This is a genomic window from Psychrobacter sp. ANT_H56B, from assembly GCF_008369245.1.
Classification (GTDB): Bacteria; Pseudomonadota; Gammaproteobacteria; order Pseudomonadales; family Moraxellaceae; genus Psychrobacter; species Psychrobacter cryohalolentis.
The window spans coordinates 125,223-150,933 of the sequence record NZ_VOBF01000003.1; the positions used below are offsets into that span (position 1 = coordinate 125,223).

General features: G+C 42.9%; 25 protein-coding genes. 8 read left to right on the forward strand and 17 right to left on the reverse strand.

Going from position 1 to position 25,711, the window contains the following annotated elements; genetic code table 11:
- Positions 1–14: 14 nt before the first annotated feature.
- Entirely contained in the window at positions 15–395 is a 381-nt protein-coding gene (erpA, locus tag FQ082_RS05340; RefSeq protein WP_020442442.1) for an iron-sulfur cluster insertion protein ErpA, read from the reverse strand.
- Positions 396–898: 503 nt separating this feature from the next.
- Between erpA and FQ082_RS05345 the strand changes: the two genes are divergently transcribed.
- Positions 899–2,890 carry an ATP-binding cassette domain-containing protein gene (locus tag FQ082_RS05345; RefSeq protein ID WP_149492328.1) on the forward strand — a complete coding sequence of 664 codons (1,992 nt, stop codon included), beginning with the start codon at positions 899–901 and terminating at the stop codon, positions 2,888–2,890.
- A 105-nt stretch (positions 2,891–2,995) separates the two neighbouring features.
- Here FQ082_RS05345 and FQ082_RS05350 read toward each other — a convergent pair whose 3' ends face one another.
- Positions 2,996–3,358 carry a septal ring lytic transglycosylase RlpA family protein gene (locus tag FQ082_RS05350; RefSeq protein ID WP_011512421.1) on the reverse strand — a complete coding sequence of 121 codons (363 nt, stop codon included), beginning with the start codon at positions 3,356–3,358 and terminating at the stop codon, positions 2,996–2,998.
- Between the two features lie 543 nt (positions 3,359–3,901).
- On the opposite strand from FQ082_RS05350, the gene FQ082_RS05355 reads away from it, so the two are divergent.
- Complete coding sequence (locus FQ082_RS05355) at positions 3,902–4,894, forward strand: DnaJ C-terminal domain-containing protein (RefSeq protein WP_149492329.1); 993 nt, start codon at positions 3,902–3,904, stop codon at positions 4,892–4,894.
- A gap of 85 nt (positions 4,895–4,979) precedes the next feature.
- Positions 4,980–5,303 (forward strand): chaperone modulator CbpM, encoded by a 324-nt coding sequence (locus FQ082_RS05360; protein ID WP_011512423.1) that lies wholly within the window; start codon positions 4,980–4,982, stop codon positions 5,301–5,303.
- Positions 5,304–5,390: 87 nt separating this feature from the next.
- Here FQ082_RS05360 and sstT read toward each other — a convergent pair whose 3' ends face one another.
- The 4 genes from sstT to FQ082_RS05380 form a co-directional block, all read right to left on the reverse strand.
- Positions 5,391–6,593, reverse strand: coding sequence for a serine/threonine transporter SstT (gene sstT / locus FQ082_RS05365; RefSeq protein ID WP_149492330.1), 1,203 nt, complete (start codon positions 6,591–6,593; stop codon positions 5,391–5,393).
- A 194-nt stretch (positions 6,594–6,787) separates the two neighbouring features.
- Positions 6,788–7,243: a DNA polymerase III subunit chi gene (locus FQ082_RS05370; protein ID WP_149492331.1), complete on the reverse strand. Its 456-nt coding sequence runs from the start codon at positions 7,241–7,243 to the stop codon at positions 6,788–6,790.
- A gap of 35 nt (positions 7,244–7,278) precedes the next feature.
- The gene (locus tag FQ082_RS05375) at positions 7,279–8,949 is read right to left on the reverse strand and encodes a leucyl aminopeptidase (RefSeq protein ID WP_149492332.1); all 1,671 of its coding nucleotides are present in this window, start codon (positions 8,947–8,949) and stop codon (positions 7,279–7,281) included.
- 251 nt (positions 8,950–9,200) lie between these two features.
- Positions 9,201–9,806 carry a cysteine hydrolase family protein gene (locus FQ082_RS05380; RefSeq protein ID WP_149492333.1) on the reverse strand — a complete coding sequence of 202 codons (606 nt, stop codon included), beginning with the start codon at positions 9,804–9,806 and terminating at the stop codon, positions 9,201–9,203.
- 463 nt (positions 9,807–10,269) lie between these two features.
- Here FQ082_RS05380 and FQ082_RS05385 point away from each other — a divergent pair, with 463 nt between their 5' ends.
- Together FQ082_RS05385 and lptG are read left to right on the forward strand one after the other, a co-directional pair.
- Positions 10,270–11,556 (forward strand): LPS export ABC transporter permease LptF, encoded by a 1,287-nt coding sequence (locus FQ082_RS05385; protein WP_149492334.1) that lies wholly within the window; start codon positions 10,270–10,272, stop codon positions 11,554–11,556.
- The gene (lptG, locus tag FQ082_RS05390; protein WP_149492335.1) at positions 11,556–12,782 is read left to right on the forward strand and encodes an LPS export ABC transporter permease LptG; all 1,227 of its coding nucleotides are present in this window, start codon (positions 11,556–11,558) and stop codon (positions 12,780–12,782) included. Before FQ082_RS05385 ends, lptG begins: the two co-directional genes overlap by 1 nt.
- A 94-nt stretch (positions 12,783–12,876) precedes the next feature.
- On the opposite strand, the gene FQ082_RS05395 is transcribed toward lptG, so the two are convergent.
- Entirely contained in the window at positions 12,877–13,485 is a 609-nt protein-coding gene (locus FQ082_RS05395; RefSeq protein WP_011512430.1) for a class I SAM-dependent methyltransferase, read from the reverse strand.
- Positions 13,486–13,866: 381 nt separating this feature from the next.
- Here FQ082_RS05395 and FQ082_RS05400 point away from each other — a divergent pair, with 381 nt between their 5' ends.
- Positions 13,867–14,310, forward strand: a complete 444-nt coding sequence (locus FQ082_RS05400) for a hypothetical protein (protein WP_149492336.1) — start codon at positions 13,867–13,869, stop codon at positions 14,308–14,310.
- A gap of 123 nt (positions 14,311–14,433) precedes the next feature.
- On the opposite strand, the gene xerD is transcribed toward FQ082_RS05400, so the two are convergent.
- The 7 genes from xerD to recN all read right to left on the reverse strand — a co-directional run bounded on the left by xerD (position 14,434) and on the right by recN (position 20,747).
- On the reverse strand, positions 14,434–15,372 hold the full coding sequence (gene xerD, locus FQ082_RS05405; protein WP_149492337.1) for a site-specific tyrosine recombinase XerD: 939 nt from the start codon (positions 15,370–15,372) through the stop codon (positions 14,434–14,436).
- 108 nt (positions 15,373–15,480) lie between these two features.
- Positions 15,481–16,695, reverse strand: coding sequence for a methyltransferase (locus FQ082_RS05410; protein WP_149492338.1), 1,215 nt, complete (start codon positions 16,693–16,695; stop codon positions 15,481–15,483).
- A gap of 69 nt (positions 16,696–16,764) precedes the next feature.
- Positions 16,765–17,025 carry a sulfurtransferase TusA gene (tusA, locus tag FQ082_RS05415; RefSeq protein ID WP_020442453.1) on the reverse strand — a complete coding sequence of 87 codons (261 nt, stop codon included), beginning with the start codon at positions 17,023–17,025 and terminating at the stop codon, positions 16,765–16,767.
- Between the two features lie 60 nt (positions 17,026–17,085).
- On the reverse strand, positions 17,086–17,580 hold the full coding sequence (locus FQ082_RS05420; protein ID WP_149492339.1) for a hypothetical protein: 495 nt from the start codon (positions 17,578–17,580) through the stop codon (positions 17,086–17,088).
- 221 nt (positions 17,581–17,801) lie between these two features.
- Positions 17,802–18,323 carry a Holliday junction resolvase RuvX gene (ruvX, locus tag FQ082_RS05425; RefSeq protein ID WP_149492340.1) on the reverse strand — a complete coding sequence of 174 codons (522 nt, stop codon included), beginning with the start codon at positions 18,321–18,323 and terminating at the stop codon, positions 17,802–17,804.
- A 50-nt stretch (positions 18,324–18,373) separates the two neighbouring features.
- Positions 18,374–18,937 carry a YqgE/AlgH family protein gene (locus tag FQ082_RS05430; RefSeq protein ID WP_149409061.1) on the reverse strand — a complete coding sequence of 188 codons (564 nt, stop codon included), beginning with the start codon at positions 18,935–18,937 and terminating at the stop codon, positions 18,374–18,376.
- Positions 18,938–19,067: 130 nt separating this feature from the next.
- Positions 19,068–20,747: a DNA repair protein RecN gene (gene recN, locus FQ082_RS05435; protein ID WP_149492341.1), complete on the reverse strand. Its 1,680-nt coding sequence runs from the start codon at positions 20,745–20,747 to the stop codon at positions 19,068–19,070.
- Positions 20,748–21,280: 533 nt separating this feature from the next.
- On the opposite strand from recN, the gene FQ082_RS05440 reads away from it, so the two are divergent.
- Together FQ082_RS05440 and rlmB are read left to right on the forward strand one after the other, a co-directional pair.
- A complete protein-coding gene (locus FQ082_RS05440; RefSeq protein ID WP_011512439.1) occupies positions 21,281–21,616 on the forward strand; it encodes a pyrimidine/purine nucleoside phosphorylase in 336 nt (111 codons plus the stop codon).
- 204 nt (positions 21,617–21,820) lie between these two features.
- Complete coding sequence (gene rlmB / locus FQ082_RS05445; protein ID WP_133103981.1) at positions 21,821–22,591, forward strand: 23S rRNA (guanosine(2251)-2'-O)-methyltransferase RlmB; 771 nt, start codon at positions 21,821–21,823, stop codon at positions 22,589–22,591.
- On the opposite strand, the gene coaE is transcribed toward rlmB, so the two are convergent.
- The 3 genes from coaE to FQ082_RS05460 all read right to left on the reverse strand — a co-directional run bounded on the left by coaE (position 22,554) and on the right by FQ082_RS05460 (position 25,480).
- Positions 22,554–23,246, reverse strand: coding sequence for a dephospho-CoA kinase (gene coaE / locus FQ082_RS05450; RefSeq protein WP_011512441.1), 693 nt, complete (start codon positions 23,244–23,246; stop codon positions 22,554–22,556). The two genes, rlmB and coaE, sit on opposite strands and share 38 nt — an antisense overlap.
- Positions 23,247–23,329: 83 nt before the next feature.
- The gene (locus FQ082_RS05455) at positions 23,330–24,229 is read right to left on the reverse strand and encodes a prepilin peptidase (protein ID WP_149492342.1); all 900 of its coding nucleotides are present in this window, start codon (positions 24,227–24,229) and stop codon (positions 23,330–23,332) included.
- A gap of 30 nt (positions 24,230–24,259) precedes the next feature.
- On the reverse strand, positions 24,260–25,480 hold the full coding sequence (locus FQ082_RS05460) for a type II secretion system F family protein (RefSeq protein WP_149492343.1): 1,221 nt from the start codon (positions 25,478–25,480) through the stop codon (positions 24,260–24,262).
- Between the last annotated feature and the right edge of the window lie 231 nt (positions 25,481–25,711).

The window sequence follows — 25,711 nt, forward strand, 5'->3', positions numbered from 1 at the left end:
ACCGAAGCGAGTATTTAGATCGAGAATGACGAGCCGCAGCCACAAGTGGTCGTGGCATTAGGATTGGTCACGATAAAGCGTGCGCCTTCCAAGCCTTCGGTATAATCAACGGTAGAGCCTTGTAGGTATTGATAGCTTAATGAGTCAACGACCAAGGTCACATCGTTATTATCGAAGTTGGCATCATCTTCATTGAGCTCATTGGCGAAGTTAAAGCCATAAGAAAAGCCTGAACAGCCGCCGCCCGTCACATAGACGCGTAGCATCAAGTTGTTATCGCCTTCTTCTTCACGCAGGCGACGTACTTTTTGCGCCGCACTGTCAGTCAGGTTCAATACAGTTGGATCGACAGGTTGGCTTGAGCTTGGATTAAATTGGTTGGCTGGTTGGTTCATATCTACCTCAATTGCTAAAATCAGATGTTATTATTTTCACGTATGCGAGGTCGTCTATTGATACAGGCTAAGATGACTTGCCAGTAGCTTTTCATAGCTGCTATTCATGACCTACCGGCAACTGCACTATTCTTTATGCAAGGTATCGCTATTTTTGGACAACCACTGCGATATAGACAGCATAGTAACTAGGCTTTAATTGAGAATATCAGCACTTAACTGCCTGATGTCAATAGTGTTTTGCTAGTATAACATAGTTGGGCTAATGATTAATTTGTCAAGGGTAACAGTAGCGTTTGCTATTATAACGTACTTATATATGCCCTTTGTTGTTTGTTAATACAAGGGAATTAGTAGCAGTATAAAGGTTTGAATTTAAAATACTTATTTAATTGTTTGCCTATCGGTTAGGCGTTTGAAATAATAGCCGCCAGTAAACACGCCAGATAAGTGTTTTTCCTATTGCCTTATGTTTTATATTACCGCTGAGATGAAGAAATTATATGATCGAATTTAAAGACGTTGGTGTTCGCCGTGATGGTCGTGAGTTGTTTGCAGGGGCAAGCTTCCAGCTACATCCGGGCCACAAAGTTGGCTTAACGGGCAATAACGGGACCGGAAAATCGACCTTATTTGCCTTGTTATTGACACGAATGGGTACCGGCGATACCGAAGTGACCCTTGATAGGGGTGAAGTGAGTATCCCTGATAGCTGGCACGTAGCGCACATGGCGCAGGAAGTTGGCGCGACCACACAGACGGCGATTGATTATGTGCTAAGCGGTGATGAGCAGTGGTACGAGATTAATGCTACTTTGAATGATCTCAGCAGCGTCAGTGATGAGCAGATTGGTGTGCTGCATCAGCAGTTTGATGAGATTGATGGCTATCGTACGCCAACCAAAGCCGCGCAAATTATGGCGGGTCTTGGTTTTAATACTAACCAGCATGAGCTACCGGTAGAAGGTTTTTCGGGTGGTTGGCGTATGCGCTTAAACCTTGCTAAGACCTTGATGAGCCGCGCTGACTTGATGCTACTCGATGAACCAACCAACCATTTGGATTTGGATGCTATCTTGTGGCTTGAGACGTGGATTAATGCCTTTACTGGTTTGGTCATCGTCATCTCGCATGATCAAACGTTCTTGGATAATACTGTCGGTCATATCTTGCACGTTGAGCAGCAAAAAATCACTCTTTATACTGGTAACTATCAGCAGTTTATTCGAACCCGTCATGAGCGTATGGCGCAGCAGCAGCAAGCGTTTGAGAAGCAAGAAGCGACCAAAGCACATTTGGATGACTTTATTCGTCGTTTCCGTGCTAAAGCCAGTAAAGCAAAGCAAGCGCAGAGCCGTATCAAGCAGCTTGAGCGTATGGCTGAGCTGTCACCAATGATGGCAGACAACCCGTTTTCGTTCCGTTTTTATGAGCCAGCTAATATGAGCTCGCCATTGATTGAGCTGACCGATGCAGATATTGGCTATAGCGACACGCCGCTGCTTTATAATGCCAATGTGCAAGTCACTCCTGATACTCGTATCGGGCTGCTTGGAATGAATGGCGCTGGTAAATCGACCTTGATTAAAGCCTTGGTCGGTGAGCTTGGCGTATTAAAGGGCAGCTATAACGTTTCTGATACGCTAAAGCTTGGCTACTTTAACCAGCATCAAATGGACATCCTTGATCCGAAGGCAACGCCGATAGAGATGTTGCGTCGTTTGGCAGGCAAAACGTCTGATGCGATGTTACGCTCGTTTTTGGGTAGCTTTGATTTCCGTGGCGACCGTATCGATACCATAAGCGAGTTATTTTCAGGTGGTGAGCGTGCGCGCTTAACATTGGCTTTGATTGTTTGGCAACGTCCGAACGTGCTGGTACTCGATGAACCAACCAACCATTTAGACCTACAAATGCGTCAGGCGTTGACGATTGCTTTGCAAGGTTTTGAAGGGGCAGTGGTACTAGTCTCGCATGACCGCGAGTTGATTGCCAATGTCTGTGATGAGCTATTTTTGGTACATGATGGTCAAATCGATGAGTTCGATGGTGACATCAGTGATTATGGTAAATGGCTTGCTGAAAAACGTAAACAAGAAAATTCGCAAGACAAAAATACCAGTAAGAAGAAAAGCAAAAAAGAGAGTAAGAAGTTTGTTTCACGTGAAACAGATGCCAATTCAGTAGGTAGCCAAGCAAGCAAGCAAGTGGGTAAAGATGCGCAGCGCAAGCTGGCCGCTGAACAACGCAAATTAACCGCGCCTATTCGCCGTGATATTGAAAATACAGAAAAGACCTTGGCAACAATTGATGGAAAGCTGCTGGTGTTAGAAGAAAAGCTGGCGAATACGGATCTTTATGAAGAAAGTCGTAAGGCTGATTTGATGGTATTGCTGAATGAGCAAACCGTGCTACAGCAACAACATAGTCAACATGAAGAAAAATTGCTACTGGCAATGACAACCTTAGAAGAAATGGAAGCCAATATCGACTAATATAGTGAAGTTTTTATCAATTGGTTTTTAATCGAAACCAAGCGATAAAACTCAGTTATTAAAAAAGGGAAGGCTTACGCCTTCCCTTTTTTTTACTTTATTGCCTTACTCTCTACGATATCGACCATCACCATAAGATAGGATTTCCATCGTAGTAGTACAAAGCTGACAGTTTATTTGACCAGCAGCAGCTTTAGATAAATCAAGGATGCGACCTCGTATAAAAGGCCCTCTATCTGTAATTTTCACAATCACACTCTGCTTTGTCTTTTTGTTGGTCACTTGTACCTTCGTACCAAACGGCAGCGTTCTATGTGCAGCTGTCAGGGAGTTCATATTGAAGATACTACCACTTGCCGTACGCTTACCGTGGAACTTGCTACCGTAGTAGCTGGTATTGCCGGCGAAAGCAGTGGCGCTCAATAGTATTGATAAAGTGATGACTAAAGACTTGATTAAATAAGACATTTAAAACCTTTTTGCTATTGAAGAAATAGACAGATACTCTTGCCTATGTTATGCATACTCCCTATGAGTACAAATAATATAAAACATCATACAAGAAATAACTTTTCACATTCTTACAGCTCTGTAAAAAAACTCTTTAGGTCAAAAACGCTGTTTTAACAGTAAGTTATGATATATATACCTATTTTGCTATATTTAGATTGCTGTCAATATAAACAATTTATTGGTCGATTCTCTCATTATAAAATCAGTTAAAAGTAAAAATTTTTCGTATTAAATAGTATGTTTCAGAGAAAAAGATCCTTTGCATACCACTACCTGCCTAGCAGAGACGATAATAATTTATAGCGAGCGCACTGTATCGCTTTTAAGTTGAATCCCCTATATTGGTAATATTTCTACAATGGTATTTGGTTTTTTTAGCGCTATCATTATAAGTAGACTAGGGTCACAATCTGTTATATCGCCAACCTAATTTCGATTACTAGCGTTTACAATTGGCATTTCATTATTATTAATAGATCTTATTTTGAGGAACATAACATGGCAGAAAAAAACTACTATGACATTTTAGGGGTCAACAAAGACGCCTCAGACGCCGATATTAAAAAAAGATATCGTAAGCTCGTCCGTCAATATCATCCAGATGTCAGCGATGCGCCAGATGCCGATAATAAGATTGCTGAGATTAATAATGCTTATGAAACCATCAGAGATAAGGACAAGCGTGCTGAATATGATGCGATGCTAAACAATCCTTTTGCTGGTCAAGGTGGCGGTTTTGGCGGGCAAGCAGGTGCTGGTCAGGGCGGCTTCCGTTGGGAAGATATCAAAGATCAGTTTGGGGAAGGTGAGGCTTACGGCGATGGAGGCTTCCGCTTCGATGATATTTTTTCGGCATTTGGACGCGGCGCACGCGGACAAGCTAATGGACAGGTGGGTGGTCAGTCACAGTATGGCGGCTTTAGCAACCAAGATAGCAAAGGTCAAGATCAACATGCCGAGATTACGGTTGATTTGGCTTCAGTCTATAACGGTGATGACTATAGTATTAAGTTAAATGTTCCGGTGCGTCAGCCAAATGGCAGTGTGGGCTACGATAATAAGACCCTTAAAATTAAAATTCCTAAAGGCATTACGGATGGCAAGCAAATTCGATTGGCTGGACAAGGAGCGGCTGGCAGTGGTAATGGTAAAAATGGTGATTTATTTTTAAAGGTTAAAATCAGTCATGCTTCAAATATCCGTATCGAAGGCGCAGATATTTATCAAACTGTAAACATCGCCCCATGGGAGGCAGCACTGGGTGAAAAAATTAATGTTAGTACGCCAGCGGGCACGCTGGGTGTGAGTATCCCTAAAAACAGCAAGTCAGGCAGCAATTTACGTCTAAAAGGCAAAGGTATTCCTGCTAAAGAAGCAGGCGATTTGTACTTAACCCTAAATATTGTCAATCCGGATATAAATAGTGAAGCGGAAACCAACGCTTATGAAGCACTAAAAAAAGCCTTCGCTGACACAACTATTGAGCGATAAACAAATAGATTTATAAAAGCCGTTTAATACCCTAATAGAGATGTAGACGATAACGATAAAATAAAGAAAAACGAGGATAATCGCTATGAAACACTCGCCTGAATTTAATGACATTATCATGAGCTTAGATGAGCTGATATCTGCCTGTGGTCAAGAGCGCCAGTGGGTGATCGAGCTGATTGAAGAGAACATCATCGAATATGATGTACCAGAGCGCGAGCAGTTTACTGGCTATCAGCTGACGACTGTGCGCCGTGCGTCCCGCCTAAGTCGCGACTTTGAAGCCAGCGTGCCAGCAATTGGTCTGATACTTGAGCTGCTAGATGAAATCGAGCAACTGCGCCAACTAAAACGCCAATTGGATATGCAAGCACCTGTTATTGAAGTCACGATTGATCAATTAAAATAGTTAAATGAACAGTAAAAGCCGATCATAAAAAAGAACCCAATCATTGATTGGACTCTTTAGTATTTAAACATACGATTTTATAGCAAATTAACGAGCATATTTTGGATCAGCAGCAGCGGTAAATAAGACATCTGTTGATGAGTTCAAAGCAGTTTCTGCAGAATCTTGTATGACGCCGATGATGAAGCCAATAGCGACCACTTGCATAGCAATGTCATTTGGAATACTAAATAGGCTTGCCGCTAATGGAATCAGTAGCAATGAACCACCAGCAACACCAGATGCGCCGCAGGCACTAATCGTTGCGACCAAGCTTAATAGCAGTGCTGAAGCAAACGTCACTTCGATACCGAGCGTATGAGCAGCAGCAAGCGTTAAAACGTTAATGGTGATTGCAGCGCCCGCCATATTGATGGTAGCACCCAGTGGAATAGTCACTGAATACGTGTCTTCATGTAGACCCAATTTACGCGCAAGGTTCATATTGACAGGGATATTTGCTGCTGATGAGCGTGTAAAGAATGCAGTGATACCAGACTCACGTAAGCAGATAAACACGAGCGGATACGGGTTCTTTCCTGTCTTAATTAAGATAATGAGTGGATTGACGACTAGCGCGATAAATAGCATACAACCGACCAATACCATCAAGATGCGTGCATAGCCAGCTAAAGCTTCAAAGCCTGTCTCAGCAACCGTATTGGCAACCAAACCCAAAATACCAAAAGGCGCTAAGGCAATAACCCATTTGACCACTTGTGAGATGGCATCAGAAAAATCACCGACCACGGTACGAGCAGTATCACTCGCCTGGCGTAAAGCAAAACCAATAATAATTGCCCATGCCAAAATACCAATATAATTGGCTTCAGCGATAGCCTGAACGGGGTTGGCGACCAAATTCATCAGCAAGTTGGTCAACACTTCTTTTAAATTTGCTGGCGGTACTTGCTCAATGACCGCATTGACTAAAACCAGCTCGGTTGGAAATAAGAAGCTTGCCCCTACAGCAGTCAGCGCTGCTAAAAAAGTGCCAAACATATACATGATTAGCACGGGTTTAACATAGACCTCGTTGCCACTACGATGTTGGCTAATGGCTGCCATGACCAAAACGAATACCAGTATCGGCGCGACGGCTTTTAGTGCCCCCACAAATAAAGTACCCAATAATCCTAATGCAATACCAACATTTGGTGCCAACCAACCTATTAATACCCCTAATACTAAACCGATAATAATAAGCGGTACCAGCCCTATACGCTGGTACATCGCAATCAATGAACGCATCTATACACCCTCAACCTTGTCAATAAATAAGATATTTATAGCGAAAACAGAAAAATAATCGGAGGATGGTAGCATTTTTTGGGATAAGCGCCTACCTTTAACCCGCATCTGACTGGGCTGATAGAGCTAAAGAAAAGGCGTTATATGTGACAAAAAGAATGATTTTACCGTAACAAATAAAGCGGTTTGAAGAATTAAACTGTAAAGTGGGTCAGCTCATAGCCGAGTTGTTGGTAGCTTTTATATTTATGACGACCTTCTTGCACACTAGCTGCATCAGGTTTTATCAGCTCAAGGACGCGAGTAGGTTTCGCATTGATAGTAGCTGTCATAAAAGTGCTTACTGGATGTATAGTGGTATTAAGAACCATACCTTTAAAGTTAGCAGGCATATAATTGCTAAGAAGTACAGGCGCTAACGCTTTATGATTGATATCAGTATCAGCATTCAAAAGGCGTTGATGAGGGATAAAGCTAGTAGCCTCTTGCGCCCATAATGCCTTATCAAGCGTCGATAGCAATTCATCATCGTCGATAAGAATTAACAATGATTGATTACTTTTATTAAGCGCGGTTTGGGTCAGCTGACAAATAAAGCCCAAGAAATCTTGGGCTTTATTCTCAGTTAATACATAGAAGCTAACGTTCATAAACTGATTTTCATTAATTGGTTTTCATTAATAAGTTATGCCATGTTTGCACTATTTCTCAAATATTGCATAAACAACGGTACAGGACGACCAGTCGCAGCTTTGTCTTGACCTGAAATCCATGCCGTACCAGCGATGTCTAAATGCGCCCATGCTTGGCCTTCTTCTATAAAGCGCGATAAGAAACATGCAGCAGTAACAGCGCCAGCACCTTTACCACCGATATTTTGAATATCAGCGATAGGCGAGTCAATCTGCGCTTGATACTCGTCATCCATTGGCATGTGCCAGATAAGATCACCCGATAAATGACTCGCGTTTTCTAAGTCGAACAACACATCTTCGTCATTACTAAAGACCGCTGAGCGGACGTGACCTAGCGCAACCACACAAGCACCAGTCAAGGTTGCGACATCGATGATGGCTTTTGGCTGATAATACTTCTGTACATAGCACAAGGTATCGCACAGTACTAAACGACCTTCAGCATCGGTATTTAATATCTCAACTGACTTACCGTTCATTGCTATGATGATATCGCCAGGACGCGTCGCCTCTCCTGATGGCATATTTTCAGCACAAGCTAGCGCACCGACGACGTTGATAGGTAGACGCGCTTCACATAATGCTTTTAGGGTACCGAGTACCGCAGCAGAACCGCCCATATCAAATTTCATCTCATCCATCGCCGCACCCGGTTTGATTGAGATACCACCTGAATCGAAGGTGACGCCTTTACCAACCAGTACGATAGGCGAGTCGTCATTTGCAACTTGCACATCGTCATTACTATCTTGTTTCGCGGCTTTTTTGCTAGCAGCTTTGGTTGGTAACTTATCAGCCAATGCTTTTAGACCACCCGCTACTTTTGCGCTGTTGGTAATGGCTTTACTAGTATCGCCATCAGCATTGACGCTAAAATTAGACTTGCCACGATATTCCATTAACACCAGCTTGCCCTCTTTGGTCGAGCCTTGCGCGACCGATAAGAAGCAGTTCATACCTAATGCTGACATCTCTTTTTCACCTAATACGGTGACTTTTAAGAGGTCAGGATAAGTGGCTGCCAGTTCCTGTGCTTGCTCAGCCATATACGCTGGGAAACAGATATTACCCGGCTCATTGGCGACGTCACGGGTTAAGCTTTGACCAGTAAAGACCGCTTGTGCAAAGTTTAACGATTCCTCTAAAGATGGCTCTGCCAATAAGTAGATGTCCGTTAAAACAGGCGTTTGCTGCTCAGATTTGTACTTGTCAAAACGATAGCTTGCTGCCAGTAGGCTCAGCGCGAATTGACTAAAATGGTTTTCTTCTAAGCTATCGCCCAGCGCAACAGTGATAGAGTCAACACGCTTTTGCGTGCTCTTATAAATGGTATTGGCAATTTTTTCTAGAACGCTATGACGCAATTTATCAACATTACCCACACCGACCAATAAAAGCTGTACTGGATTTTCTTTGGTGGTTTTCTTATCACCAGCCAGCGCATAGTCAGCAACTGTCTCACAAGCTTTGCCGTTAAAGTGCGATACTTCAATCAATTGCTCAATACGGGTTTGATAATCGCTCAATACCGACTCTGCTAAGATGTTTTTCTTATCATCGATTAAGACGACGAGGCAAGCGGCATCTTTACTTTTAGCTTCTTTTTTAAGAATTTTTTGTGTATGGGTTTTCGGTAAACTTTGCGTTAATTTAATATTCATATATTGTTATCCTTATTAGATGAATGCATTTTTTTAAAAGCGTGAATACAGTAAGGTGTCAAATTTAAAAAGATATCAAATTTTAACTGCTAACGCATTTGAATCGGTAGTGTATTCTAACTGCTACTTATCTTAAATAACACGCCTATCAAGCAAGCATAGTAGTGTAGCATATCGGCACACAGTACGCAGTTAGCAAGGGTTAGGTAATGTTTCTAGAGTTATTTCTTGCATTGTTTTAGCGTCTGTCGTTAGCTGTTAGTCAATTTATCAGTCGCTACTAGAGCGGCAAACCTATCTTGAAGTGCAGCCATCGCACTATCATGCACAGTACTAGCCATTATGACTTGTCCTGCAACACTAGGCAGATCGCGCGTGGCACAAGCATCATGACACACGAAATTTTCAAAACCCAAATCAAAGGCTGCTCTGACGCTTGAGCTGACGCACATATGGCTCATAAAGCCTGCAAAAATAATTTGTTGCTTACCAGCCGATTTTATTAGCGCTTGCAGCTCGGTATCATAAAATGCATTAGGGTGCATTTTAACAATGGTTTTTTCGTCATTAATGGGCTGCAGGCTATTAATAATATCTACTTTTGATGATAATGGATTGAAAATTTTATCATTATCCTGCCCGTGATGAGTAACATGAAATATCGGAATAGCTTCGTTCCTAGCTTTATCGAGTAGCAGGTGCGCGTTCGCAGTGGCTTTACTACCGGCATCACCTAACGGCATCGCGCCGTCAACATATTCATTCTGAAAATCAATCATGACGATAGCGCAATTTGACCAATCAATCTCATTAAATTGACCACCAGCTAATCCAAGTAAAGTAGAGGGAATAGACATTTTATGCTCCGTTAATTAGTAAACGATATAAGTATAGATGCTAAATCTTAAATAATTTTGAATGTTAACTGACGTTAAATACTAACAACTAATGCTGATAGTATTCAGTACGTGATACGTACAGTACACAAATTCAGTTAGAAAGCATGCATGAGAGACTTAATCGTGATGTCTGAGTTAAAGCGCTTATATCTTATATAGTGCGATTAGGTTTTAAATAGCGCAGTTACGTCCCAATTTAACCCTGTTGATGAGTGAGTAATAAATGCGTTATTGGTAACGGCTAGGTAATGTTTTCAAACACATTTCCACGCTATTTTTTCTAGAAATATGCTAGCATTAGCGGTTATGCCTATCGTCTCTGGTCAAGCTTAACTGTGCTTATCAATACAGACGCGATGAACCGCACGAACGCCAACTTCTACAACCGCTAAGAGTGCCTACTGTGATATTACGCCGCTATATGACCCAACAAGTTGCCTCAACGACCGCATTGGTCTTGGGGTTTTTAGTGGTGATGATGCTTGGCGGACGTTTGATACGCTATTTTGGTATCGCAGCTGAAGGTAATTTAGACATCGGTTTGCTGTTTACCATCATTGGTTATAACCTACCGTATTTCTTAGAGCTTATCCTACCATTAGCGTTTTTTATTGCGTTAATGCTGGTATTTGGGCGCCTGTATGTTGACCAAGAAATGGCGGTGATTAATGCCAGTGGCGTGTCGCGCGGTCGGCTTGGGCGCTTGATGACGCCATTGATTTTGGCATTGTTCGTTGGTGAGGCAGCATTATCCATCGTTGGTAAGCCATGGGGCGTGCGTTCATCTGAGAATGTCTGGCAACAGCAAGCGTTGACCAGTGCCTTTGACTTAATTCGCCCCAATCAGTTTATCAGCAGTGGCAATTATCATCTGTATGTGGGCAGTTTGAGTGATGATAAAAAACAATTACAAGATGTGATATTGATTCAGTCTGAGCCTGAAAAAAAAGGCAGTGGGGCTAACAACAATACTGCTAAAAATAGTGCCATGAATCTTGAAAATAACATCGATGTCGAAACTACCGAACAGCTCAATATTCCAGAATTGCCCACAGCGCTTGCCAATAATAATATTAGCAAAGACACGATTACGCTTGCCAAACGTGCTGAACAAGTAGATACGGGCAATAGTGGCGTAACCCAATTGGATTTGTTCCAAGGTCGCCGTTATGAAGTCGGGGCTGGTAGCTTGAAATACAATCAAGTAGGTTTTGATCGCTATCGTATTACCTTGACGGAGTCGTCGAAAGAAGTCATCACTGAAGACAATATCGAGACGCAAGCGATTGGACCGTTATGGCAAGCGGCAACAGGCAATGCGCAAGTGGGCAGTAATAATGCCATGCGTGCGGCCCAAGGCGAGCTTGGTTATCGTTTATCGTTACCATGGCTGATGATTATTGCGCCGATGCTCGCCGTACCACTGGCGCAAGTTCGTCCACGTCAAGGTCGTTGGTTACGCCTATTTCCCTCTATTTTACTGTTTGTCAGCTGCGCACTCGGTATCATCTCACTCAAAAATGCTGTCGGTAAAGGCAGTGTAAGCGTGTGGGCTTATGCATGGCTCATCTTAGGATTTATGGCATTGGCACTGTATATGAATTGGGGTAGCCGCGTGCAGCACCGATTGCGCTTTCGCAAGCCAGAAAATGAGCTTTTGACGGTTACCGACAATCAAAATAGTAGCTCACAAGGAGGGCAATCCTAATGAGTGCTCTATTCTCTAAATCATCGAAGCCGAATTCGCCAAATGCTAAATCTCTACTTAGCCCAAAACCGACTAACCTCAAAGTGCTTAGCCGCTATGTGAAACTAAATGCCTTGCTGGCGATTATCGCTGCGGTCATAGGATTGTGGGCATTACAGCTGGTATTCTCTTATTTATCTGAGCTTGATTCGCTAGATGATAGCTATACGATGGGAGAGGCAATCAGATATATCTTTTATCGCTCGCCTTATTTTTTAGAGCAATTTATCCCAACAGGGGCATTATTGGGTGCGGTCGTTGGTTTGGGCTTGCTGGCCAATAACAGTGAACTGGTCGTCATGCGAGCTGCGGGTATTAGCGTTTATCGAATCGTCAGTTGGGTATTGCAGCCAGCTATGATTTTTGTAGTATTAGCATTATTCATTAACCAGTTTGTGTTGCCGTATTCCAATCAATTGGCAAATGAGATTAATAGTGAGGATAACAGCTCGCTAGTGACTTCAGTACGCGGTTACTGGACAGTGCAACCACGCTTTGAGAATACAAAAGACGGCAGTGCCAAGCCGGATGGTAGTGATATCTTGTATATCGATTATGCTGATGTCAAAGGGAATATCGGTCAGGTAAAGCGTTGGCACTTAGATAATAACGGCAACTTGCAAACCGCCATTCATGCTGAAGGTGGTAAATATATCGGGCGCGAGGCGCTTGCTACCGCTAGCAGCAAGCCGAGCGAGCAATATCGTTATGAGTGGCAGCTGAACAATATGACCAAGCTGATGATTAATCAAGGCTTTGAAAGTAGCCAAGCCATATCGCCCACAGACACATTGAGTTTACCGTTTGCCCCTGAGTCTGTGTATTTGCTCACGCGTCAAGCTGAGGATTTATCTCTTACGCAACTTTATGAGCATCGTCTGTTTATGCGTCAACAAGGCACTCGCTCTTTAAGTCATGAGCTGGCGTTTTGGCAAAAGCTATTATCACCTTTATCAATTCTGTCACTAGTGATTGTCGCCTGCTCGTTTGTCTTTGGCTCATTGCGTACGCACAGTCTCGGCTTGCGAATTGTCGTGGCATTATTATTTGGGCTGCTATTTAGTTATGTGCAGGATTTGGTCGGTTTTGTGTCACTAGCAACGGGATTTTCGCCGCTACTGATGGTGATACTGCCAATTATTGCCAGTGCATTGTTGGGTGGATATTTACTGAAACGGCAGATGTAACTCTCAAAATGAGGTAAATCTAAAAGTTTAGCCATAGAAAAGCACGCTAGATCCTTATGATTTAGCGTGCTTTTTATTTGTCTGATTCTAGCGTTTAATCTTTGGTTGCCATGGTAATCGTATAAGTCTTGCCCTGCTTTACCTTTTCGCTATTACCAAAGACTTCGGTAAATGAGCGTTTCATAAATTGACGTAAGCCATTAATCGTCACCACGTAAAAGCGTCCACCTTTACGCATACGCGCATGAGCATCTAGGAAATAAAGGTAATGCTGCTCTTTACCTACTTTGGCTGGCAAGTTTGACATCACAAGACTAAAGTCTTTGTCTTTTGCCACGTGATTAAACCCATTTGATAAATGCACATCGACATTTTTTAGACCATTCTTTTCACAATTAAGGCGCGCATATTCTACTGCCATAAAGTCTTTATCAATCAAAGTATGCTGACCATTAGGACATTCGCGCGCTGCTGCCATACCCAATACACCGTAGCCACAGCCCAAATCTATCGAGTCATCATCCGCCTGAAAATCCACATAATCAAGTAACATCAAGCTACCGTCATCGAGCTTTTGTGGTGAAAAAATACCCCACGTGGTCGCAAAATCAAACGGCTTGCCGAGTACGTCTTCGCGAAAATTAATATCTTCGCGCCAGTATTTGGCTTTTTCTAATAGATCGCTAGATGGTCTATGGCTCATGGAATTCTCGGATTATGGATAAGTAAAAGGTGGTACATTGCTCAAATGAACAGGGTGCACATTATGATGAGTATTGTAACGATAAAAGGTAAGATTTGCAGCTACGTATTAGTGGAAATTGTGATGGGCACTAAAGGAGGAGTATTTGACAGGAACCATTGTCAGATTTATGTCAGGTTGAAGTTACCTGTTTACGCATTTATATCGTAAATGCTATAGCATCCTTATTGAAGCTATGGAATACTAATAAAGCTAACTAATTGGTCAACTATTTATTCTAGGGTCTTCTTGATATGAAGAATTACGGTCATACTAGGAGTTGTACCAGCTTACTAAGATTAAACTCACCAAGCTTTACTTAATTAGAAAGGATGCTTAAATATGAAGTCTAAAATCAAAACGAAAATAAATCCAGCGCAAGAAACATTTATTCATATTGTACATAGTAAGCGTATTAAGCCTCTCAAAAAACAGCCGGGTGTCAAATGTGTGGAAGCAGTAAAAACTATCGACAAAGCTTATTTGGCTGAGCTATCTGGTTGTGATGAATATGTGTCTATCGCTTTTTGTTATAAAAACTATAATGAAGAGATCAAGCCTCGTCTTAGTGAAAATGAAAGCTGTGCTGTGATTAGTGTGGCCAAAGCCAAAGAGCTATTAAACACCACAGAGTTGGCTGAAGAAGCATTATCTGCTGTCAATATTATTTTATTTAGCGCTGTATCACAGACGTTTGGTGGCTTCTTAACGGATGGGGAAACCAGTAAGCGTTATGTACTATCAAAAGGCACAGAATATGCAGGCTTGTCCTCATTATCGCTATAGCATATAAGCAAGCTTACGTTTCTATTAAGTATGAAAAAACGGCAGTATTATTATAATATTGCCGTTTTTTTGCTTCAATATATAGGTTTTTATATTGGTAATAATATCTCGTAAATCAGCAATCTAACCCCTTGGATGATGTTCAGCATGGAGTTTTTGCAATCTAGCCGTCGCCACATGGGTATATATCTGCGTCGTCGATAAATCACTATGTCCAAGCAATAACTGCACACTCCGTAAATCGGCACCGTGATTGAGTAAATGGGTAGCAAAAGCATGACGTAAGGTATGCGGTGATAGGTCTTTATCAATACTGGCAACTTTGGCGTATTTCTTTAGCAGATACCAAAAGTTTTGCCGGGTCATATAGCCACCTTGCGCAGTTAAAAACACTGCTTGGCAATTTCCTGCTTTTAAATGGGCTATCAAATCACCACGTCCATGCGTCAAATAATCTTCAAGCGCATCTGCTGCATATTCCCCTAAAGGCACTAAGCGGGTTTTATTGCCTTTCCCCGTGATTTGTAGCCAGCCTGAGTTTAGATTCACTTGTTCAAGAGACAAGTTAACCAACTCACTAACGCGCAAACCGCAAGCGTAAAGTACCTCTAACATGGCTTTATCACGTAGCCCTAGCGCAGTACTGCTATCGGGCGCGGCAAGGAGATTGTCGACGTCAGCTTCTGCCAAATCTTTTGGCAGTGGACGACCAAGTTTTGGGCTTTTAATACGCCCACAAGGATTGTCTTCACGTAGGTTGCTGGCAATCATCCACAGATAAAACTGACGCAAACTTGAAAGCATGCGCGCTTGCGTACGCGGCGTTTTGCCATCTTGAGTAAGAATAGACAGGCAGTGCAGCACATCTTCGGGCTGCCAACGCGTTAATGCCGTATGATTGGTCAATTCGCAGGAGCGCAAATCACGCACATAGGCGTTACGGGTACGCGTGGCCAAACCACGAGCCAGCATTGCTTGACGAAATTCGGTTATATAAGCCGGTTCATCATCTACGGCCAGCGCTTTTGGTTGGCGCTGCTGTACGGCACGGTCGCGGCTCATAAAACATACTCGGCAGTGGTATAAGAAATTACAAGTGGATATAAATAATATTTTTTATATTTAAGTTGACTATCAGTTAATAAAATTTGGCAAAGTCATTTTTACCCTTTAAGTATTAACAGCTACCAAACACCATAGCGAGGTGACTTCCGCATTACGCGCTGCAAATAGTGGATCAGTATCGTCTTGGCTTCGACCGTGTTTAGGTTGGGTATCGAGACGGTATTTTACTTCTAAACCAGCATTAGCAAACCAGCCCAATAATTCATCGCGACTGCGCAACTGCAAATGTTCTGCCAAATCTGACAGAATCAACCAGACCTCTCCTTGCTTAGCTAAATGTTGCTTTGCGCCTTGCAAAAACCCACGCAACATCGTGCTATTGGCATCATAGACGGCGAATTCTAAGGGCGAGGTTGGCTTGGCAGGCAACCAAGGTGGATTACAGACCAGCAGATTAGCCAGTGGCGCATCAGTCGGATACAAGTCCGCTTGCTGCAATTGCACTGCAGGTAAATCTAAACGTGTAAGGTTGTCACTAGCGCAGGCTAATGCACGCGGATTTAAGTCCGTCCCAATCACTTGCTTCACACCGCGCTGCGCCAGAATAATAGCAAGCAAACCGGTTCCGGTACCGATATCAAAGGCGACATCATAAACGGCTGGCAACGGTGCATCAAGCAACAGCTGCACATACTCATGACGAGTCGGTGCAAAGACGCCATAATGTGGGAAAATTGATAGACCCAAATTTTCAATTGCTACGCCTTTTACACGCCACCCTGCCGCACCTAAGGCACCTTGCAGGTCACGAAATGATATTAGACATGACTCATTCAACTCGCCAAAAGCAGCGGTACAAGCAGCACTGACATTAGGGGCGCGGCGTAACTGGCTGACATAACCGGCATCAAGCTCTAATAGCAAGCGGCTTAATAAGCGCGAACGCTGAGATTGGACTTGGCGTTGCTGATGAAACAAATTAGGGATGTCTTTAGAGGATGCCGAAGTCTCATCTGTAGATTTAGTGGACTTAGCAGGTTTATTAGCTGCTTTATTAATTTTACGCTGCTCAGAACGCTCATTCGCACGGTCAATGCGTCGAGTGATGGCTTGCAGCAGTTGCCTTGCATTATTAAAGTCACCGCGCCACAGCATTGACATTCCAGCACAAGCCAAGCGATAAGCCTCATCGGCTGTTGTTTTGTCGTCGACCACAACAATACGTGCAGGCGGCACATGATTGCTTTGAGACAACCAGCGGGCTTGACGTAAGGTTTCATTTTCGTGCCATTGCACGTACTGTATTTCTGTTGCTAACACGCGACCTACCTTTCAGATGTGAATGATGTATTTTTATAACACAAAGATATTTCTGCATTATATATTGCGCTAAGCGCTCTTTTTCTTGACTAAATAACGATAGGTTGGCGCATCGTTTAGCGTTTCTTGATGGACAAGGGTATGTCCCAAGTGCCGGCAGAAATTAGGAATGTCACGCGTAGTGGCAGGATCAGTGGCTAATATCTCAATCACATCGCCGCCATCCGCTTTACGAATCGTCTTATGTAGCATCATGACTGGCTCAGGACAAATCAGCCCTTGGGTATCTAAATGATGGTGAATAGTCGTGTCTAGTATTGAAGTCGTCATATTTTGTTTTATAAACCTAATAGATAAGTTTGGTAGCTGGATACTTGTTTGTTACTGATTTTATAAAGGAGTATTTTCAGTGCTGTTATTATTCTCAGGTAAGTCGGCTAGGGCTAAGAAATTAAAGAAGCGCTTAAAGCTCACCTTAAATAAAAAAGCCACACCGAGCCACGATGCCAATCCTAACCAAGCCGTATCGGCAAATAACAGTCCGCCGATCAGGATAATACTTGAGACACCAATGGTCATAATCACCATCGAGGTTTGATTAAGACGATAGCGATAGATGATAAAGGCATTATATAGCGTCAGTGGAATGGTCAGCGCCACCAAAGCATAAGGTAAGTTGTAGAATAGTTGATACAGGAGCTGATTGTCATGAAAGGCTTTGATACTAGCAATGGTGCCAAAAACCATAAAAGCGATAATAGCGGCATAAATGAGATAGACGGCTATTTGGTTGACACGTTGGGCGCCTTTGATACGCGCAATAGCAAGCGGTGCAAAACCATGTCGCGAGCTATTGTGCAAAGAGTGGTCTGAGACAGAGGTCATAATAATCAGTCATTTATTCGTTTGGATTGAGGAGGTACAGTTAATTCACTTTTAAAAGGGTACAGAACTACTGGGGCTAATTATTCGCAGCCTCTGTCTGCGTAGGCACAGCAAGCAAGAAAAATTAACCCCAGTAGTGATTGATAACATTTGTATTTCTTTTATGTAGAACCGACTATATCAGGTATTGATGGGACATTAAAAAGAAAGCTAACGCTCAATTAATCTGCTTTGATGGCGTCGATGGCGATACTGCTATGAGGATCAGCAAAGTAGGTCGACATTAAAATACAGGCAGAGATATCATCAATCGGAGCGCGCTCATGTTTAATCCAGCCATTTTCCCATGCTATCTCACGCGCGGCGACCGATGTTAGGCGCTCATCGCATAGAGATACGATGACAGGTAAATGCTGCTCCATGATTCTATGTGCTAGACGACGGGCAAATTTATGTGCGCGTTTTGACAGCATAGAGCTGCTACCGTTCATATTTAACGGCAGTCCGACTACTACCTTTGCCACGCCCCAAACCTTGATAATACCGAGTAGATTATCCCAATCAGGTTGCCCATTATTCATCGCTAAAATATCAAAGGCACGCGCCGTTTCTGTCAAGCTATTACCGAGTGCCATGCCCATTTTTTTAACCCCATAATCTAAGGCTAAGATAAGGTGTGGCTTAATCGCTGGCTCAGCAACGCTAGTATCAGTACTATCTTTTATAAGAGTGCTATCTACCATAATAAGGGATGTTTCCTAGTTTTAGTTCTGTATTCGTTCAGCATATGAGATTAAGCATGACCGATGTCACTGCTTAAATAATCAAAATTAACCCCAATCTTATCGGCGGCTATTTGCCAACGTTCCTCAAAAGGCGTATCAAACAATAAGTTTAAATCAGCAGGGCATACCAGCCAGTCGCCGTTAGCAAGCTCACGATCGAGCTGTTTTTTACCCCAGCTGGCATGACCTAAACAGAGCTGATAATGACCAACGCCTTGACCGGCTGCAATACGTTTGAGGATATCTTGGCTGGTAGTGATGCAGACATTTTCTGAAATCGCAAAAGACGATGCCCATTCTGGCTGCCCTGTATGCAGTACAAAGCCAACCTCAGGGTACATAGGTCCACCTTCTAATGCCAGATCTTCCATCACCTGTGCGTCTGTAACCTCAATATCCAGATCTTCTAGCAGTTTTCCCACGCGTGCCTGCTCTAATGGACGATTGACCATCAGACCGAGGGCGCCGTGTTTATCATGACGACAGATATAAATCAGCGCCTGCTCAAACCGTGGGTCTGACAGTTCAGGCGCCGCGATTAAAAAATGATGGGTCAAATTGGCTTTGGACATAGAGACAAACGCAACCTACTAATAAAGGTAAAATAACAGAGCTGACACCACTATATGGCGATAATGAATAAAAAATCAACTAAAGCAAGGATTTAGCAATAAAAAGGTGTTTATGGTGGTCAATCAATGATCATTTAACATCGCTCAATAGACTGCGCGCATGGTCACGAGTGACATCGGTGATAATAACACCACCAGACATACGTGCCAGTTCATCTACTTGCGCACTCTCGGTTAAGATGACAAGCTCACTTTCAGTTTGCTCGTCATGGTGTTTTTGTACCAAGATATGCTGATGCGCTTGCGCGGCGACTTGGGCTTGGTGGGTAATGGCTAGTAATTGCTGCGTTTGCCCAAGGGCGCGCAACAGCTCGCCCACCACTTGCGCCGTACCGCCACTGATACCAACATCAACTTCGTCAAAGACTAGCATAGGTTTTGCCGCATTATTATCTGCATTGGTCGCTTGCAATACCTGCATCACTAGTGCCATACGCGATAACTCACCGCCTGAAGCGATTTTGTGTAGCGGCTGCATCGGCATACCGACGTTGGCGCTGAATAACAAATCGATATCATAACAGCCTTGTCCATTATATTGGCTGACATCGGTCTTTTTGGTAAAAACGAATTCACAACGTGCATTAGGTAGGGCAAGCGGCTGTAGTTGCTTAATCAGCTGTTTGCTGACAATCGGTGCAGCTTTTGCTCGTTTTTTATTTAGCTCAGTTGCTAGTGCTACATACTCTTGCCATGCTTGCTCAATTTGTGCCGCCATTGCATCACTGCTTGGCTCGTTTTCTAATTGTTCTAATTGCGCTTCCCAGCCTTTTGCTTCATTAATCAAGTCGCTAGCTGGCAAGTTATGCTTACGTGATAGGCGATGACCTAAACTGATTAAACTGTCTAATGACTGCAAACGCTCAGGGTCAGGCAATTGCTGCTCAGCATAATCTGACAATAAGCCAGTCACTTCAGTGATTTGCTGCTGCGCCAAATGCAGCTGTTCTGAGGCTTGCTCAAAGGTTTGGCTCACGCTCATTTGATTGTCGCATAGTTTAATTGCTTGCCCGAGCAAGGTCATTACATCGGGCTCATCGGTATCATTATCGAGTAAATGCAAACCATGACTGGCCTCGATCATTAGTGCTTCAATATTAGATAATTCTTCGTGTTCTGCTTCTACTTCTGCATAATCAACGACCAATAACGGTGCGATATCTGCTAACTGGCTTTGCAACAGTTGAATACGATCTTGGCGCTGAGCTTCACGGCTAGCGAGATCGTCAGCGCGGCGTTTAAGTTGCTGATAAGTTTGATAGCTACTTGAGGTCTGCGTAGCAAGAGAAGTTATCTGTGCCATTTCATCTAGCCATTGCACTACAAATTGTGGCTTGAGTAGCGCCTGCTGAGCATGTTGACTATGAATATTGACCAGCAATGCACCCAAACTCTTAAGCTCAGCCAAACTGACAGGTGTGCCATTTAACCATGCTTTTGAGCGCCCTGTATTACTGAGTTGTCGGCGAATCAATACATCTGGCTCTTCTAACGCCCGCTCATTTTTGGCAAACCATTCAGCAATGATACTATTGTTTTCTACATCAAATTGCGCGTAGATATCCGCGTGCGCCGCGCCATGCCGGACCATTGCACTGTCTGCGCGCTCGCCGATACATAAAGACAGCGCATCGAGTAATAGCGATTTGCCAGCGCCTGTTTCACCAGTGATGACATTGAAGCCTTCAGCCACACTCAGCTCATGCTGAGCAATTAACGCAAACTGATTTAAAGTTAATGATACTAGCATCAACGCCTCTCATGACAGACAACAAACCTCAAATACGATGTAATGTCGTACAAGGAGGTTATCTCTACAATAGGTTAAATAAAGGAATGAATCGGTTCAGTTCATACTGCAACATAGATAAATGCAATTGGCAAATAGTATGGTGGCAAATAATCTTAAATACAAATATTAAAGGTAATCAATAACATCACTTAAAACCATCATAATAAGCGGAACTTTCCTGCCGCTGTAACAAACTTTATAGATATAATGTGGTAGCATAATCTCACATAATGATAAACTCTTACCACCAGATTTTCGTGCATTCTACGACAGAGCAGTTAGCTTGTAGAACATGATACAAACCTGTGTGTCAGTAAGTATCAGTAATAAATGGTTATTTTTAAACCTATAAGATAAATCAATTCTATAATCAGCGCACAGCGAAGTGAAAATGATTTAGAGTCAATGGTAAAAGGTAGATACAACAACGCTTATCTACACATTCCATTTGGTTTTTTAGTTGGCAATAATTATTTGATAAGGAAGCCACTATGACAGCGGCGCAATTTACTAATGTAACAGTCAATGCTCAAGCCACGATATCCTATGATGGTCGTTGCTCAAGCCATACCATTATGTTCGAGGACGGTCGTCATAAAACATTAGGTGTTATCTTACCTTGTGATAATTTGGTCGAGCATTATCACTTTAGTACCAATACATCTGAACGTATTGAAATCACTAGCGGTGAGTGCGAAGTCAAAATAAATGGGGAAGAGGAGTTCAGCTACTACCGCGCAGGACAGTCATTCGTGGTTGAAGGTAATAGTGGTTTCAATTTACGCACAGAACAGATCGTCCAGTATATCTGTCACTTAGAAGGCTAATGCGCCTTAAAGTGTCGTTAGATAATTGATGAAGCCAAAAGCCAATGATTCCAAAGAAATAAATCTTATCAGGTTTATTTCTTTTTTTTGCTGACATTATTTAGATGAAGCTGGTCATTAATTGCTACAATTACACATCTCTATTTTTATTGCATGTTTTTTATAACACTGTGCAATACCCACTTTATAATCAATAGGCCTATTATGGCAAAACCTACCTATTTTTATGGCATTCATGCCATTGATGCCTTGCTCGAATACCGTCCTCTTGATGGACTGAGCTTATTTGTACAGCAAGGGCGCGAGACTGACAGTCATGTACAGTCTATTATGGCGCAAGCACGTGATAATGGCATCAGTATTCAACCAACGCAAAAAGACAAACTTACTCAGCTGTGTGGTAGCCCGCAACATCAAGGCGTAGTGCTGAACGCCCGTCCATTAGGCTTCGCTGATGAAGGTTTGCTAGATACGCTTGCTGGTCGAGATGATTGTTTGTTACTGGTACTAGACCAAATTACGGACGCCCATAATTTTGGCGCTTGTTTGCGTACAGCAGTAGCCATGGGTGTCGATGCAGTCATTTGTCCGAAACATCATGCAGCTAGCTTGACGCCAACGGTTGCCAAGGTATCAGTCGGCGCGGCTGAAATGATGCCTATTGTTAGCGTGACCAATCTGGCACGCACGCTGACAAAAATTAAAAATGCCGGCGTTTTTGTGTTTGGTACCGCTCTTAATGCCGATGCCAAACCAATCCATGCTGCAGATCTGACTGGTAAAACGGCTATTATCATGGGTTCAGAAGGTGAGGGGATGCGTCGCCTGACAACAGAAAGCTGCGATGAGCTGGTTTATATTCCGATGTCAGGCAACGAGCATGGCAACTTGCAAAGCTTGAATGTCAGTGTGGCGACAGGTATGGCTTTGTATGAGATTAATCGGCAGCGAACTTTAGCTGCTGGGCAAGCTTAAGATAGTCTTGATGGAGCGGCTCTAATTGTACATATAGGGCCGCAAGATCACTCTCATTTAATACCACATCATCCGCATGACGATTGCGCTCTTCACGGCTAAGCTGATTGACCATAATGGCTTCAATTTTTTGCACACTTAGCGCATCACGTTGACTGGCTCGTGCAAGTTGGGTATTTTCTGTGGCATCCATCACCAAAATACGTTGACATAAATTGGCAAGCCCAGCTTCTGCCGCTTCAATCAATAACGGCGCTGACAACACCACATACGGCGAGGTACTCTCTGCCAATTGCTTTTTTGCAGCTTCGCGTATCGCGGGATGGGTAATCGCTTCAAGCTCAATTAGAGCATCAGGGTAAGTAAACACATGAGTTCGTACAGCGGCGCGGTCCATATCACCATTGGCGTTTAGCACCCAATCACCAAATTTCCTCTGGATCTTGCGCAATGTTGAGCTGCCTTTGACCACCACTTCATGTGCAATGACATCTGCATCAATAATATCGATTCCCTGCTGTGCGAACCAGTCGCTGGCGGCTGATTTGCCACTGCCGATACCACCCGTTAAACCCACTACCAATGTTTTACTTTTATGCTCAGGCGTTTGCGGCTGATGCGAATAAGGTGAAGGTGCTGCTGCGTATTTTGACATAATGATGACTTATCTGACTGATAGAAGGATAATGACTGTAATCAATGGAAGGTTAAGATAACTGATTGAGAAGTGACTACTGCTTAAGTATACATGCCTAAATACCAATTAACGATATCTGAGCCGTATAACAACGCCACAATACCGGCAATAGCAATATAAGGACCAAAGGCAAAAGGCTTGCTCTCACCTTGTTTTTTCATCAAGATAATCCCAACGATAGAGCCGAGCAATGATGACAATAAAATAATCAAGGGTAACATCATAGGTCCAAGCCACGCACCCAGTACTGCCAATAATTTAAAGTCGCCTTGTCCCATGCCCTGCTTTTTGGTGATTAAATAAAATATCTTGACCACTATCCATAACGATAAAAATCCCAATAACAAGCCCCATATCGACTGAGTAGGAGGCACAAACCAACCTTGTGAATTGACCGCCAATCCTAGCCCTGCTAATGGAAAAGTTAAGCGATCAGGCAATAACTGTGTATCAAAATCGATACCAGTTAAGGCGATCAGTGTCCAGACCAAAACCAATGCTGATAGTCCAGCCATGCTGACGCCAAAATGATAAATGACTAGTGCAGATAGCAGAGCAGTGACCAGCTCAACGATAGGATAGCGTAGTCCGATAGCCGCTTTGCAATCTGAGCAACGTCCGCGTAGTAATATCCAGCTAATTAAAGGGATGTTTTCATACCACTTAATTTTATGGGTACAGTGCGGGCAGCGTGAAGCAGGGCGGCTTAAGGTAATAGGCGTATCATTACTAACAATATTGACCAACGGTCTCGTATGCTCACGCGGTATATCTGCTTGATCATATATAAACTGGCTACACTCTTGTCGCCAAGCCGATACCATCATCAGCGGAGTGCGATGAATTACCACGTTTAAGAAGCTACCGATGCACAGTCCTAGTAGACCAAATACGACTAAAGCGATTGTCATATTTTCTTGTAATAACTGTATAAATTGCATGAACGAGCTGTCCTTTAATTGGTCTTTAGCCTATACCACTGCACCCATCTGGAAGATTGGCAAGTACATCGCAATGACTAAGCCACCAACCAATACGCCCAAGACGGCCATAATAAGTGGCTCCATCAAACTGGTCAAACCATCAACCGCGTTATCAACTTCGTTTTCATAGTAGACTGCCACTTTGTCTAACATTTCTTCTAAGCTACCAGACTCTTCACCGATACCGACCATTTGAATAGCCATACTAGGAAATACGTTGGTTGAGCGCATTGAAAATTGTAGTTGTTGACCTGTAGACACATCATTTTTTACTTGTTGAATAGCGTTATAGAAAACGACATTATTGGCTGCACCAGCAGTAGAGTCTAGTGCATCAATCAGTGGTACACCAGCAGCAAAAGTCGTAGACAGAGTACGAGCAAAACGCGCAATCACCGCTTGGTAAGCGATATTGCCAAATATTGGGGCTTTTAATACCGCACGGTCTAGGACATCACGAAATTTCTTTGAACGCTTCTTAGCTTCTGAAAAGCCAATAATTGCGCCACCAATAAATACAATTAAGATGAACCACCATACTTGCATCCACTCAGACATACCTACAACCATTTGGGTAAAGGCTGGTAGTTCTGCACCAAAAGACTCAAATAAATCTGAAAATACAGGAACTACTTTTATCAATAGAATCATAGTGACAATAATGGCAACTACAACGACCGCGATAGGATATTTCATGGCTTTTTTAATTTTAGCTTTTAACAGCTCGCTTTTCTCTTTATAAGTCGCAACTCGCTCCAGCATAGTTTCTAACGCACCTGACTGCTCGCCAGAATCAACAAGCGAGCAAAAAAGATCGTCAAAATAGCGGGGATGGCGACGTAATGCCGATGCAAAAGTGCCACCAGCTTCGATATCGGCTTTAATTTGTAACACCAAGTCTTTCATACTCGGATTATCTAGAGAGTCCGCGACAATCTCAAAGGATTGAGTCAATGGCACCCCAGCTTTCATCATGGTTGCCAATTGACGTGCAAAAATAGCAATATCGATAGGCTTGATAGACTTTTTAAAGGTGTATAAGGGTTTTGGCTTTTTCTTGATACCTTTAACCGTAATACCTTGTTTGCGCAACGTGGCTTTGGCAAGCTCTAAGCTACGACTGGTCGTCTCACCTTTTACCTTTTGCCCGCGACGGTTGACGCCATCATATACAAAGTCTAACAGCATGTCGGTCTTAGCTTTTGCCATGTCCGTTCCTTCAAAAAATGGTCTGATATAGTCCAATATAGATAATGCCTGCTATAAAACGTAGTTAACCCATTGTTTTAAGCGGATATACTTTATTTTAGCGCAAAAAACCAGTGTTTATCTGTTTTATTTTTCCTACTGGCTATTATTGTTTAATAGTAATTAAACAATAAGTTTTACGGACATAATGAAATTTACTCAGAGGAATATCTGTACCAAACTTTTCAACCA